Annotated in this window: 10 protein-coding genes; 1 reads left to right on the forward strand and 9 read right to left on the reverse strand. The window is 35.8% G+C overall.

The features are described 5' to 3' along the window. Window positions 1-177 precede the first annotated feature (177 nt). From ACE01P_RS22060 to ACE01P_RS22075, 4 genes are all read right to left on the reverse strand, one after another. Window positions 178-585: a hypothetical protein gene (locus ACE01P_RS22060; RefSeq protein ID WP_008465394.1), complete on the reverse strand. Its 408-nt coding sequence runs from the start codon at window positions 583-585 to the stop codon at window positions 178-180. A 115-nt stretch (window positions 586-700) separates the two neighbouring features. After that, window positions 701-1,720 carry a phenylalanine--tRNA ligase subunit alpha gene (locus tag ACE01P_RS22065; RefSeq protein WP_379701206.1) on the reverse strand — a complete coding sequence of 340 codons (1,020 nt, stop codon included), beginning with the start codon at window positions 1,718-1,720 and terminating at the stop codon, window positions 701-703. Between the two features lie 155 nt (window positions 1,721-1,875). Next, window positions 1,876-2,400 (reverse strand): hypothetical protein, encoded by a 525-nt coding sequence (locus ACE01P_RS22070; RefSeq protein ID WP_379701207.1) that lies wholly within the window; start codon window positions 2,398-2,400, stop codon window positions 1,876-1,878. Window positions 2,401-2,479: 79 nt separating this feature from the next. Beyond that, the gene (locus ACE01P_RS22075) at window positions 2,480-2,836 is read right to left on the reverse strand and encodes a hypothetical protein (RefSeq protein ID WP_379701208.1); all 357 of its coding nucleotides are present in this window, start codon (window positions 2,834-2,836) and stop codon (window positions 2,480-2,482) included. Window positions 2,837-3,079: 243 nt separating this feature from the next. On the opposite strand from ACE01P_RS22075, the gene ACE01P_RS22080 reads away from it, so the two are divergent. After that, window positions 3,080-3,625, forward strand: a complete 546-nt coding sequence (locus ACE01P_RS22080) for a CvpA family protein (RefSeq protein WP_379701209.1) — start codon at window positions 3,080-3,082, stop codon at window positions 3,623-3,625. A gap of 203 nt (window positions 3,626-3,828) precedes the next feature. On the opposite strand, the gene ACE01P_RS22085 is transcribed toward ACE01P_RS22080, so the two are convergent. The 5 genes from ACE01P_RS22085 to ACE01P_RS22105 form a co-directional block, all read right to left on the reverse strand. Beyond that, entirely contained in the window at window positions 3,829-6,237 is a 2,409-nt protein-coding gene (locus ACE01P_RS22085; RefSeq protein WP_379701210.1) for a glycoside hydrolase N-terminal domain-containing protein, read from the reverse strand. 342 nt (window positions 6,238-6,579) lie between these two features. Then, window positions 6,580-8,526 carry a sialate O-acetylesterase gene (locus ACE01P_RS22090; RefSeq protein ID WP_379701211.1) on the reverse strand — a complete coding sequence of 649 codons (1,947 nt, stop codon included), beginning with the start codon at window positions 8,524-8,526 and terminating at the stop codon, window positions 6,580-6,582. A 114-nt stretch (window positions 8,527-8,640) separates the two neighbouring features. Next, window positions 8,641-10,140 (reverse strand): cellulase family glycosylhydrolase, encoded by a 1,500-nt coding sequence (locus ACE01P_RS22095; RefSeq protein WP_379701212.1) that lies wholly within the window; start codon window positions 10,138-10,140, stop codon window positions 8,641-8,643. Between the two features lie 94 nt (window positions 10,141-10,234). Continuing rightward, the gene (locus ACE01P_RS22100; RefSeq protein WP_379701213.1) at window positions 10,235-12,472 is read right to left on the reverse strand and encodes a glycoside hydrolase family 3 C-terminal domain-containing protein; all 2,238 of its coding nucleotides are present in this window, start codon (window positions 12,470-12,472) and stop codon (window positions 10,235-10,237) included. 260 nt (window positions 12,473-12,732) lie between these two features. Beyond that, complete coding sequence (locus ACE01P_RS22105) at window positions 12,733-14,298, reverse strand: glycoside hydrolase (RefSeq protein WP_379701214.1); 1,566 nt, start codon at window positions 14,296-14,298, stop codon at window positions 12,733-12,735. Window positions 14,299-14,322: the final 24 nt, after the last annotated feature.

Below are 14,322 nucleotides of genomic sequence, written 5' to 3' on the forward strand. Positions count from 1 at the left end.
CAGTCGCAGTCGCAGTCGCAGTCGCAGTCGCAGTCGCAGTCGCAGTCGCAGTCGCAGTCGCAGTCGCAGTCGCAGTCAAATAAAAAGTCCGAAAAAATATTTTTTCGGACTTTTTATTTTTCACATATTTAGAGACTCAAAATTTAAGTACTGAATACTGAGACTGCGACTGAATACTTATTTCACCATCACCCCTTCAACAAATAAAATCGGCACTTCTTCCGTATTGTTTTCGTCAAGCGAATTAGCTTTAAAAATGAACTTCTTATCGTACAAAGTATTTCCGATAAAGAAAGTCACCATAAATTCGTTATTCAATGCTAAAAGGCTTTTTTCTACTAATTCTATCTTCACAACAGAAACAGAAGGAACCTCAACAAAAGCATGACGTAGAATTGACGTTTTTTTCATTTCTCCATCAATAGTTCCAAACGCTTTTGAAACTACCATTACGCTGTCTAAGTTAAAATCACTGTCATTTACTAAATAAGCGTACCACACTTTTTCCATAAAATCGTCGCTCCATTCCTGCACTGCAGCTAGAAACACGTTTTCAACTTCTGGAATTATTATATCTTTTTTCATCTATTAAATTTTAAAAACCTTTGTCAAAGCCTAAAACTTCAACAAAGGTTTATTGTTATGATCATAATTCAGATTTCAGAATCAATCTAAAATCTAAAATCAGAAATCTAAAATTTTATATGTTTGCTTTAAACTGCTCTAAGAAACGAACATCATTTTCATAGAACATACGGATATCTCCAATTTGGTATAAAAGCATTGCAATACGCTCTACTCCCATTCCAAAAGCAAATCCGTTGTATTCGTCTGGGTTGATATCACAGTTTTTCAAAACGTTTGGATCTACCATTCCGCAACCTCCAATTTCTAACCAACCAGTTCCTTTTGTGATTCTATAATCCGTTTCGGTTTTTAATCCCCAATAAATATCAATCTCAGCACTTGGCTCAGTAAATGGGAAATAAGATGGACGAAGACGAATCTTAGATTTTCCGAACATTTCTTTAGTGAAATAAAGCAATGTTTGTTTCAAATCTGCGAAAGACACATCTTTGTCAATGTACAATCCTTCCACTTGATGGAAAATACAGTGTGAACGAGATGAAATCGCTTCGTTACGGAAAACACGTCCCGGAGAAATCGTACGAATTGGCGGTTTATGATTTTCCATATAACGAACCTGAACAGATGATGTATGCGTACGCAACAACACATCTGGATTGGTCTGAATGAAAAACGTATCTTGCATATCACGTGCTGGGTGATATTCTGGTAAGTTTAATGCTGTAAAGTTATGCCAGTCGTCTTCGATTTCTGGTCCTTCAGAAACGTTGAATCCGATATTAGCAAAAATATCAATGATTTGATTTTTAACGATAGAAATTGGGTGGCGAGAACCAATAATTACTGGCTCTGCCGCACGCGTTAAATCTCCAAAAATACCTTTTGATTCTTCTTTGCTTTCAAGTTCTTCCTGAATAACTCTTACTTTTTCTTCAGCAACAGCTTTTAAAGTATTTATAACTTGTCCAAAGTCCTTTTTTTGGTCGTTTGGAATATTTTTAAATTCAGTAAAAAGTTCTTTTAATAAACCTTTGCTACCTAAATATTTAATACGAAATTGTTCTAAAGATTCTTTGTTTTTTTCATTAAAGGCTTTGGCTTCCTCTATATGTTCTTTTATCTTATCTATCATTTTCATTCAGTTCTGAGAATACAAATTTAAGTATTTTGTTTAAAGTTTAATGTCAAAAGTTCAAAGTTTCCTTCACAACTTCAAAACAGACTCTTTAAATTACTGTACAACTCCTTAAATCTGTAAAATTTATCTGTCTCTAAGTCTCTTTAAAACTATTTTATTAGACTTAGTTTTTCTTCTATTTTTTTAACTTTTTCATGCCAATAATCTAAACCTTCCTGATTTAGAACAATTCCTTTTTTATAATTAGAAGAAATCTTTCCTAATTCCTGCCAGTTTTTATTTGCATCACGATCTATTTCTTTTTTGGTTGAAGGTTCAATTCTATTGCGCCAAAAATCCATATTTTTAAGATAGGTACTTTTCATTTCTTCAAAATACGCTATCAGTTTTTCTTTTGAATTTGGAATATAGCCTGGGCCGCTACAGCCGCAGGAATGAAACGTAATGCCTACAGAAAATAAACTCTTAACATGTTCCCATTTCTTCAAATCGTCTTTTTTAGGCGATTCAAAATCCAGTCCCATATTCGCCATTAACTCACCGCATTGCGGGCATTTAGCTTCAAAACCTGATTCACCAATTTTTATATCCCTAAAAAGCCTTCTCTTAAATGTTTTTCGACAATTAAAACAAGCATAATGAGGTTTATAAGCTGTCATTGCGTATCTGCACATATTTTTTAAAGTTTTCGGTCGCAGTTTTCAGTCTCAGTCTCGTTATTGAAAACTGCGACTGCGACTGAAAACTAAAAAACTACTCAATAAGTTTTCTTTCTAAAAAATAACTCACAATCGCTTCTTTCATTAAAACCGATTGTTCACCAGCTTTTAATGGTGGCAATTGCTCTTTTACTTTATAATGAGGCCAACCTTCTTCATCAAAATATTCGAATTCGTAAAATCCGTATGGCTCCAATAATCGACAGATTGCAATGTGCATTAAGTTCAGTTTTTCATCTTTCTTGTATTCGCGGTGCACTTTTCCGTATTCCTGAACTCCGATTAGGTAAATAATGGAATCCAAATCTAAATCTTCGCCTTGCGAAAATTGATTTGAAAGTATATCAACGAGCTTTTCCCATCGCTCTTTTAATTGTGTATCTCTAGACATTAATTTATGATTTTTGATTGTAGATTTTAGATTGCTGCTTTACAAAATATCATTCTGAAGGATCAGAACCGCAATCTAACTCTAAAATTAGAGTTGCAAAGATACAATACTCTTTACATAAAATGCATACAGAAGCTTTGTAGTTGTTTTTTAGCTCAAAAACCTTTGCGTCTTTGTCCCTCTTAACCTTTGTCCCTCAAAAAAAAATCTATCTTTGCGCCTCATTAAACACCAAACCCAAACATGAGTTTTTTTGATATTATCGTCGGTGCGCTTTTGTGTTACAGTTTATACAAAGGCATTAAAAACGGACTTTTTGTAGAAGTTGCTTCTTTCATTTCGTTGCTATTAGGAATTTATTTGGCAATTAAATTTTCGTCTTTAATGACCGAAATGATTTCAAAACATGTTTCTTGGAATCCGACTAATATTCAGATTACGGCTTTTATCTTGACTTTTATTCTGGTTGTTATTGGCGTTTATTTCCTAGCCAAAATCTTAACCGGAATTGCCGATTTTGCCATGCTTGGCTGGATGAATAAATTGGGAGGTGGATTTTTTAGGGTTTTAAAAACCATACTAATCTTAAGTATTTTTATTGCTTTGTTCGAAAAAATCAACTTCAACAACACTTTTGCCAAACAAGAAACTTTGGATAAATCTATTTTTTACAATCCAGTGAAAAAAGTTGCTGCTTTTGTTTATCCTTCAATCGAAAAATGGTACGAAACTTTTAAAAAAGAACATTCTCAAAAATCGGAAGAAAAAGAAACTTTAGAAAAAGAATAATTTGAATTTGCTTTTAAGAAGCCTCAGAGAGGCGAAATATCTATAGATATCATTTTCTCCACATAAAATAAGCTCCAGCGGAGCGACATATAAATTTATCCACAATGAATATGTCGCTCCGCTGGAGCTCTTTTGTTGTAAATGTCTGTTTTGCTATAAATATTTCGCTTCTCCGAAGCTTATTCTAAAATCGAATATTGTTATTAAAAACTAATCTCTTTCTTCTCTCCTTTTTTCAAAACAACTTCCTGTTTTTTATCACCAAAAATCAACGTTGTTTTTCCTCCAATTTTAGAAGACACAATTACTTTTTGAGGTTTTTTATTGCTCCAATTCATTTCGATTTCGAAACCGCCGCGAGCACAAATTCCTTTTACAGAACCTTCCTCCCAAGCGTCTGGCAAAGCAGGAAGCAATCTAATTTCGTTTTCTTCCGACTGAACCAACATTTCTGCAACAGCTGCTGCTCCACCAAAATTTCCATCAATTTGAAATGGTGGATGCGCGTCGAATAAATTAGGATACGTTCCTCCTCCTCTTCTTGGTGTCGCCGTTTTTTTACCGTCTGGATCAACGTAGCGCAATAATTCGCGGTACATTTTATAAGCACGATTTCCGTCCCAAAGTCTTGCCCAAAGATTGATTCTCCAACCTTTTGACCAACCTGTGGTTTCGTCGCCTTTTATTTCTAAAGTTTTCTTGGAAGCTTCCGCTAAATCTGGCGTTTTCAAAGGCGTGATATGGTCTCCAGGGAAAAGTCCGAACAATTGTGATTGATGACGATGTTTCGGATCTAAATCATCCCAATCGAAATACCATTCTTGAAGATTTCCTTTTTTACCAATTTGATATGGATGAAGTTTTGCCAAGGCTTTTTCTAATTTATCTCTAAAAGCTGCATCGGTATTCAGTACTTTTGAAGCTCTTATCGTTTTATCAAAACATTCGCGAATCATGGCTAAATCGGCTGTTCCTCCGTAGAAAGTCGCTCCAACAAATCCGTCTGCTAGTTTATATTGGTTTTCTGGTGAAGTTGAAGGCGATGTAATTAGATTTCCATTTTTATCGGTAACCAACCAAGCCAAACAAAATTCTGCTGCGCCTTTCATTAACGGATAACCTTCTTTTTTTAAATAATTCTGGTCTTGCGTAAAAGTATAATGTTCCCAAATATGAGTACTTAACCACGCTTGCGCCATTGGCCAACACGCCCACATTGGATCTTCTTTTCCAAATTGTCCAACAGGATTCGTCATTGCCCAAATGTCTGAATTGTGCGCCGCCGCCCAACCTTCGTTCACTCCGTAAAAAGTCTTTGCCGTAATTTTTCCAGTTACCGAAAGGTTTTTTATAAAGCTTAAAAGCGAAGAATGCATTTCTGAAAGATTGGTGTTTTCGGCAAGCCAATAATTTTCTTCCAGATTAATATTCATCGTGTAATTACTGCTCCAAGGCGGACTTAAATGCGGATTCCAAAGTCCTTGCAGATTGACAGGAACTCCAAGCGTTCTCGAAGAACTGATTAATAAATATCGTCCGAAATTGAAGTACAGGATCTCTAGATTTTTATCTTCGCTTCCGTCTGCGTAACGCAGTAAACGTTCGTCTGTTGGCAAATCTGGCGCTGTTGTTTTTCCTAGATTTAAGTCAACTCGATTGAAGAATTTTTGATAATCAGCGATGTGATTTTCTTTTAATTTATCGAATGGTTTTGCGTAAGCTTTATTTAGATTTTGTGCAGCAATTGCCACTTCGTCTACACCTTCTGTTGCTGGATTTTTGTCGAATCCGTTAAAACTGGTTGCAACCGAAACATAAATATAAACTTCAGAGGCATTTTTTATTGTTAAAGCGTCTCTCGAACTTGTTAGTTGTCCGTCTGTTTTTTTGACTTGAAGTAAAGTTGTAAATCTTGTTCCTCTTTCTGGAATCTGCAAATATTTTTCTTGGACTTTATATCCCGCATTTTCATGAATTGGCGCTCTGCCGTTCATCATCAAAACATTGTTTCGAACTCCAACTTCCGATTTTAATAAACTGCTTAAACTAATATCAAAATTTAAAGCGCCTTTTTCGCTACTTGTCAGTTTCACAACCATAACTTGATCTGGAGCCGAAACAAAATATTCACGGGTATATTTTACGCCGTCCATTTCATACGTCACTTTTGAAGTTGCGTTTGCAAGATCAAGTTCTCTGTAATAATTGGTCGCTTTTCCTTTTTCTGAATTATTGATTACTAATGTTCCTAAAGGCGCATAAGCTTCAGAGTTTTTTCCTTGAACTTTTTTGTTCAGTTCTTCGGCTAGTTTATAATTTTCATTTTTTAATGCTTCGCGAATTGCTGGAATATTTTTGTAGGCTTCCGGATTCATATTAGCATTTACAGGTTCGCCAGACCAAAGTGTAATATCATTCAAATAAATTTTATCCGAATTCACGCCACCAAAAACAGTTGCACCAATTTTTCCATTTCCTAAAACCAAGCATTCTTCAAAGAATTCTGCGGGTTGTTTGTACCATAAAACATTTTTGGATTGTGCCGAAATGGTTGTTCCGTAGAATGTTAGAAGTAAAATGAAGAATGTTTTTTTAATGATTTTTGAATTCATAGGCTTGTTGTTTTTTGTCATGTTTTTTACAATCTGGTATCTCCACAATCTTGTCATTCCGAGGAACGAGGAATCTTCGTTAGTAACTCGACAAAGATTGAAGACTTACTTTGAGGAATTTCTTGCGGAGATTCCTCCTTCGTCGGAATGACAAAACTATCGTGTTAATCTTGTGCTACCAACGAATTGTTCCTAACGAAATACGTCTCGTTACCTTTGTTCGCGTGAGGGATAGGAGCTGGCTACCGAAGTAGCGCGGATAGCCCGACCGTATCCCGATAAGTGGGCGAATAAGCGTAAAGATTGTTTGCCCACTTATCGGGATGCGGTCACGCCCAAATATTATTTACTTACACTATATTTCTCATTTGCCGTAATCATTTCCCAATTGTCGGTTCTGAATGGCGATGCAGGGAATTTTTCTTTGTTGAAAAGATTGATTGCCGTGTCGTCGTCTGCCCAACCATAATGCACGGCAACTGGATTTTGAACCTGATCGCTGGAAACGATTATTTTGTTGTCTTTGATTATCGCTTTCGCGGAATGAAAAACTTTGTCTGAACCTGCAATTTCGAAGCCTTTTAATTCATCATTATTAGGCGTTGAAAGTCCGCTGCCGATATTGTCGAAAGTAAGGATAATTTGGTTTCCTTTTATTTCTTGAGATTTATAAGTTGGTCCGCTGTGAACTTGTTTTTTACCGTAAATATCGTTCATCGCGATTGCCGCCAAACGCAAACCAATGTCTTGTTTGTTGGTTGGGTGAATGTCTTTTGCGTTTCCGATATCGGTTGTAACCACCATTCCTGTATTTGGCAATTTTAAAGTTTCAGATTGTGCTTCGCGAAGTTCTGCCCAACGGCTTCCTTTTTGACTGTTTCCACCGAACTCATCAAAAGTCGATAATTGAACGAAATAGAAAGGGAAATTACCTTGTTTGAATTTGGTTCTCCAATCGTTGATCATTAACGGAAATGCTTTTTTATATTGTTTCGCTCTCCAAACATTCGCTTCTCCTTGATACCACAAAACGCCTTGCATCGCGTAAGGAACCAATGGGTTTACCATGGCGTTGTACAATAATGATGGGTAACTGTTTGGCGAAACTTCGATTCTTACTTTAATTACATTGAATTTCCAAAGTCCTTCCAACGGAAGTTTTGAATCTTTAAAATCAATTTTTAAATCTTCTGGATCGCCGTAGATTCCGCCACCGCCGCTGTAATCTGTAATTCTAACCGCGATTACGTTTGCTCCTTCTTTTAGCACATTTGCTGGAATTTGGTAGATTCTTTTTGCATCCCAAAGATTATTGGTCCCGACTTCAACTCCGTTTACATAGGTTTTGTCTTCGTCGTCTACTTTTGCTAAATGTAAAACGGCCTGTTTTTTGGCTTGTTCAGCTGTTAAAACTATCGTTTTTCTCATCCAAACAATTCCGTCGATATTTCCGATTTGCTGATTTTCCCAAAGTGAAGGCACTTTTATTTCTGGCCAGTTTTTATCTTGGAAGTTTGGATTTTTGAATTGCTCTTCGTTTTCCATTGAAACATCAAATCCTTGTACTTTTTTAAGATTGTCTAAAACCGATTTTTTATAGGTTTCGAAAATTGCATTAATATCAACCGTTGGCACATTAGCAATCATAGATTTGAATTCGTCGCTTTTTTCGAAAGCTTCACGGCTTGTCCAAGTTTCTACATTGGTCCCGCCCCAAGAAGTATTGATGATTCCGATTGGAATTTTTAGTTCTGAATATAATTTTCTAGCGAAATAATATCCAACCGCTGTAAAGTTGCCTACATTTTCTTTGTTAGCCTCTTCCCATTTTCCTTGTTTTAAATCGTCTTTTGGAGTTCCGCTTAAATCTTGTGCCACACCAAAATGACGAATCATTGGATAATCTGCACTGCTGATTTCTTTTTCAGAATTCATGGTTTTGAAAACCTGAAACTCCATATTCGATTGTCCGCTGCAAATCCAAACTTCTCCAACCAAAACATTTTTGATCGTGATTTTATTTTTTCCGATTACGATCAATTCGAATGGTCCGCCGGCTTTTTCAGCGGCCAAATTTACCGTCCATTTTCCGTTTTTATCGGCTGTCGTTTTCTTGATTTGTTTGTTGAAATGAATTTCTATGTTCTCATTAGCATCAGCAAAACCCCAAATCGGAATTTGTTTGTTTCTTTGCAGAACCATTCCGTCAGAGAATATTAAAGGCATTCTTACATTAGCACTAGATATTGCGCTAATTATCAATAAAATAAAAACTATTGACTTTTTCATTTATTCTAATTTTATTTTTTTTGAACCATATAAGTGATATAAGATATTTTAAGATTATTCTGCACTTTGAATCTATATTTACTTATATCACTTATATGGTTTTATAATATTTTTTTACTTTAATCCGTCGATTAATGCGTTTAAAGCTTGTGTATCGAAGACGGTATTATTGCTTCTGTTAATGATTCCGAAACCATTATTTGTTAAGCTTCCTTCATCCCAATAAAAAGGTAATAATCCGTTTGCTTTTGCTGTTTTTACCACCGTTTTTAAATAATAGGCTCTAGAATTTAAATGTAAAGTTAAAGCGTCACCTGTTAAAGTTGTTCTTCGAATTGCTCCGAATTCTCCTAAAAGAACCGGGATTCCTTTATCAACAAACTGGGTTTTCATCAATTTGAAATTCTTTTCCAAATCGGCTTCTTCTCCCCAAGTTGCATTTCGTTCTGTATCGGTTGTAGAATGAAATCCTGAACCCCAATAATAGAACATTTTACCCCAAGTTTCGTCTTTGGTTAAACCAGCGAAATTCCACGGAGAATAATAATGTACTTCGACCATCATTCTGCCCGTCACTTTATCTACTGGCAATGTAGTCATTAATTTGTTTGTTTTTTCAATATCTGTCGTTGGACCTTGAACGACTAAAACACGAGTGGCGTTTTTTCCTCCGGTTGAACGAACAGCATCAATAAAAGTTTGATGATACGAAGTTAAAACTGCCATTTGAGTTGCATCTTCAACTGCTGGTTCGTTAGCGCTTGCGAAAAGCAAATGTTCGTCGAAACCTCTTAAATGTGTTGCGATTTGTTCCCAAAAAGCTTTTTGTTTGGCGTTATTTTCTACTTTTTTAGCTTCTGTGATATTGTTTTCCAGCCAACCGCCGTCCCAGTGAATATTTACCACAACGTACATATCGTTGTCTACGCAATATTGCACAACTTCTTTCACACGGTTTAACCAATCTAATTTGATTTTCGCTGTCGAAGCATTTTCTAAATTCTGATTCCAAGAACACGGAATTCTAATTGCATTAAATCCGTTTGCTTTTACAGCATCAATTAAAGCTTTTGTCACTTTTGGATTTCCCCAAGCGGTTTCTCCTCCAGTTGCTTCTAATGTATTTCCGATATTCCAACCTAATTTGATTTTTGCAGCCAATTCAACTGCAGAACTTCCCATTCCCGTTGCATCTGTGGCGATCGGATTGGTATTGTAACTCGGATATAAACTTGTCCCTACAGCTGCTGCTTGAGAAACTGAAATCGATGCAGATGGAACTTCGTTGCCAGTTAAAGTAATTACTGCATTTCGCAGAGCAGAAGTTGTATTTTCTGAAGCTGTAATTTTAATCACTGTACTTCCAGAAGCCCCAACGGTCTGACTTAGTTTTATCCAAGTAACAGGATTAGCTAAAGTCCAAGCTACTCCGTTAGAATTAACCGTCACTTCAATTGTATTTTCTTTGCTATCAAAATCTACTTTTTCTTTGTTTGTGCTCAGTGTTTTTATGCTTACTGGAGTATTTTCTTTATCTGAACTGCAAGCTAAAACCCCTAAAAAAGCAAAACATAAAATAAAACTCAAGAGGTAATCTTTGATTGGTTTTTTCATTTGGTTTGGTTTAAGTTAAGTGTAAGTTTTTAAAATCAACGCCAGCTTTTATAGGGCTGGCGTTGATCAAGTGGTTATTTGTGGTAAAAAATATTTATTTAACAGTTACCTGAATTTCTTTTTTGATGTCTCTAGAAGAAGTTCCTACTTTAATAGTATATTTTCCTGGCTCAACTGTCCATTTTTTAGCAGCAACATCATAATAAGCTAGTTCTTTTACAGGAACTTTGATGACAACTGTTTCTGAACCTCCAGCTTTAACGTCAACTTTTTTGAAACCTTTTAATTCTTGTGCCGCACGAGTAATTTTAGAATCAGATTTTGAAGTATATAATTGTACAACTTCTTTTCCGTCTACTTTTCCTGTGTTTTTAACTTCAACAGAAACTTCAATTACATCTGTTTGAGCATACGAATCTTTGTTTGCTTTTGCATTATCTAAAGCAAATGTGGTATATGATAATCCGTAACCGAAAGGATATAATGGCGCCACATTTTTAGTATCAAACCAACGGTATCCGATTAAAATTCCTTCTGCATAATTTACTGCTTTGTCTCCAGGGAAACTGTTTGTTGCGTGAGCAGGAGAATCTTTAAGTTGCTTAGGCATTGTCCAAGGTAATTTTCCTGACGGATTTACTTTTCCTAAAATAACATCTGCTAAAGCATTTCCACCTTCAGATCCATTAAACCAGCTCCAAACTAAAGCTGAAGTTTTTTGGCTTACTTCGTTAATATCAAATGGAGCACCAGCCACCATTACTACGATAGTTTTTGGATTAACAGCCAACACTTGTTTGATTAATTCTTCTTGTCCGAATGGCAAGTGTAAATCTCTTCTGTCTGAAGCTTCTGTTTCGTAATCACGGTTTGAACCCGCAAAAATGATTGCTACATCAGAGTTTTTAGCTGCTTCAACTGCTTCTTTTACTTTTGCTGGATCTAATTGATCAATTGTAACTGGTCCGTTAGCTGTGATATTTCCTAAGTTTCCTTTGTTTTTCTCATCGTAACGCTCCAAATATCCTTCCGCATAATTAATTTTGATTGAAGAAGGCAATCTGTTTTTAAGACCTTCAAGAGGCGTAACTTCTCTTTTTGTTTTAACACCAGCTCCAAATCCGCCTAAAGCATTTTTCTTTGTTGCGTTGTTTCCAATAACTGCGATAGATTTTACTCCGTCTAATTTTAACGGCAAAGCATTGTTTTCGTTTTTCAACAAAACAATCGCTTCAGCAGCAATTTTGTATGCGTCTTGGTAATGTGCTTCTGTTGCGATGCTTCCTTTAGCTCGCTCGCCTCCGCCCATTGCTTTAATATGGAATAATCCGCGTAAAATACGTTTTACATGAAGATCAATTTCTTTTTCTGAAACTTCTCCAGATTTAACCGCTGCGATTAATTTATCTGCTAAGAAAAATTCGTTGAATGGTTTTGGTGTTCCCATTTCAATATCCAAACCATTTTTCAATGATTTCGCTGTTGAATGCACCGCTGCCCAGTCTGAAACTACAATACCTTTAAATCCCCATTCGTCACGAAGGATTTTATTCAGCATATAATCATTTTCACATAAATATTCACCTCTGAATTTATTGTAAGCTCCCATAATACTGTAAGCTTTTGCTTCTTTTACAGTCGCTTCAAAAGCTGGAAGATAAATTTCGCGAAGTGTACGCTCGTCAATTTGTACATCGACAAAATCACGATTCGTTTCTTGATTGTTTGCTGCGTAGTGTTTTACACAAGCCATTACATCTTTTTCCTGTAAACCAACAACCAAAGGCACGGCAATTTTTTTATTCAAAAATGGATCTTCCGACATGTATTCGTAAGTTCTTCCTCCAAGTGGCGTTCTAACCATATTAATAGCTGGCGAAAGCAACATGTCTTTATCTCTTGCACGTAATTCTTCTCCTAAACTAGTTCCGAAAGTATGTGCCATTTCAGCATTCCACGTTGCAGCCAAAGCACCGCCTGCTGGATAATAGGTTGCAAAATCGTTTGTCCATCCTGCTGGAGCCCAATTGTCTCTTGAAATTTCCTCACGAACTCCCAACGGACCATCAGCCATTTTTAATTCTGGGATTCCTAAACGTTTTACACCTGCATTGGCAAACATGCTGTTACCGTGAAGCATTCCGATTTTTTCTTCTAATGTCATTTGCGAAATCAGTTTGTCGATTTCAGCATCATGCTCGGTACCTATTTCTTTTCCAACATATTCTTCGGTCTCCGCCGAATTTGAAGCTGTAGTCTGTGCATCATTTTTACAAGAAGTAAAGAATGCAAAAACCAAAGCCGCCGAAAGGTATATCATTTTGTTTTTCATAGATAGTTAGGTGTTTTTGAATTTAAAGATTTTGATTCCTCACACAGGTCTTCAAATCCAGTTAATATTCTTTTATGTTTGTGGTTTTATCTAAAATTATTATTTAACATAGAAGCATAGCTTTTAGGAACTTACAAAAGACGTTTCACTTAGAATACAACACATTAGCACTATGTGTTAAAGCTTGCTTTTTTTATAATCTTAATCAGAAGCAATAAAAATCTATGTTTCTATGTGTTTAAATTGTTTCTCCCAATGAATTATTGTTTAATCAAATTCAGCATTACAACATCATTTTCATTGATTTTGAATTCTTTGCTGAAAGTTCCTTTTCCGTCAATTGTAATTTTTTCTGTTGCAATTGGCGCTCCGTTATTTTTCTCTTTTATTGAATTTACCTGCTCGCGTGTTAACTGACTCGGTTTGTTCATTGCTAAATAATCCGCGTAAGCGTCATTTACCTTGTAACCAACTTTGTAAATTTCCAATACATATTTCCCTTTCTGCATTCCATCCACTTCAATTTTGACTTTTCCTTTTTCTTTTGATGGAAGATCTTTAATATAATACGTCTGATTCAATTCTTTATCGCCAGGATGCGTATTCGTAAAATCCCATAATAAAACTTGAACATCGCCTTTTGCATTTTTAGAAGTCCAAGACGATTTATCTGCATTTTGAAGTTCAGTTTCTCCCAATTTATTCATTAAAAAATAAGAGAAATAAGCTGGTTTTTTAATTCCTTGTGTATTCAATAATCCGAAACCGCCGTGAAAAGGTGTAAATCTTGGCCCAGCTTCTTCAAAAATATCGGTGAAAACCCAATATGACATTGAGTTTGCAGCATTTCCAACTTGTTTTAATTTCTGCAAAATATACGCTGCCGAATGATAACTATCGTGAATTGGATCTGCAGGCGTATAAGACGCACTCCATTCTGTATAATGCAATTCTAAATTTGGTTTAGCCGATTCTGTAATCTGTTTGCGAGAATTTATAACTTCGCCGCTTACACTAGATTCGTCTTTACTTAAGATCGTTCCAGAAGTTCCAAATTCATCTAAATATCCATGTTTTACACCGTAAGTATGCGTTGAGATAAAATCGATCGGAACATTATTTTTTTCACAGAAAGCAATTGTTTCAGGAACCCAAGCCGCACCGGCAGTTGCAGGACCTCCAACTTTATAATCCTTATTTACCGCTTTTACTCCGCGAACAGCGTAATCGTATAATTTATAATATTCGTCTTGTGTACTACTCCAAAATCCAGGTGAAAGATTTGGTTCGTTCCACACTTCAAAATACCATGTTTTTACTTCTTCGTCTCCGTAACGTTCTTTGAAATGTGCCGTTAGATTTCGAATTAAATCTTCCCATTTTTTATAATCTTTTGGAGGCGTTACGTTTCCTTTCCACCAAAAAATCGTTTCTTTTCCGCTTGCCAAAGCATTCGGCATAAAACCTAATTCAACAAAAGGTTTCATTTTCAGACTCACAATATAATCGAACAAAACGTCTACATATTGGTAATTGTACTCTGGATTTCCTTTTTCATCTTCACGATAAATCGCCATATCATCGGTCAATAAACCATGAAAACGGATATATTTAAAATCGCATTCTTTTTTAACCAATGCCAATTGCTGCTGCCAATCTGCACGAAGACCTTCATTTGCTCTTCCCGCACCAATGCATTCTTTGAACATGGTATTTAATTTTCCAGTAGTTTTATTGAAATCTACTTTTATCGTTCGGTTTTCATTTTGTCCAAACGAATGGATTGAACTAAATAAAACTGCAGCTAGTATTAAAAGTTTTTTCATCTGAAAATCATGTATTTCGTTAGT

The sequence above is a fragment of the Flavobacterium sp. HJSW_4 genome (assembly GCF_042436695.1).
Classification (GTDB): domain Bacteria; phylum Bacteroidota; class Bacteroidia; order Flavobacteriales; family Flavobacteriaceae; genus Flavobacterium.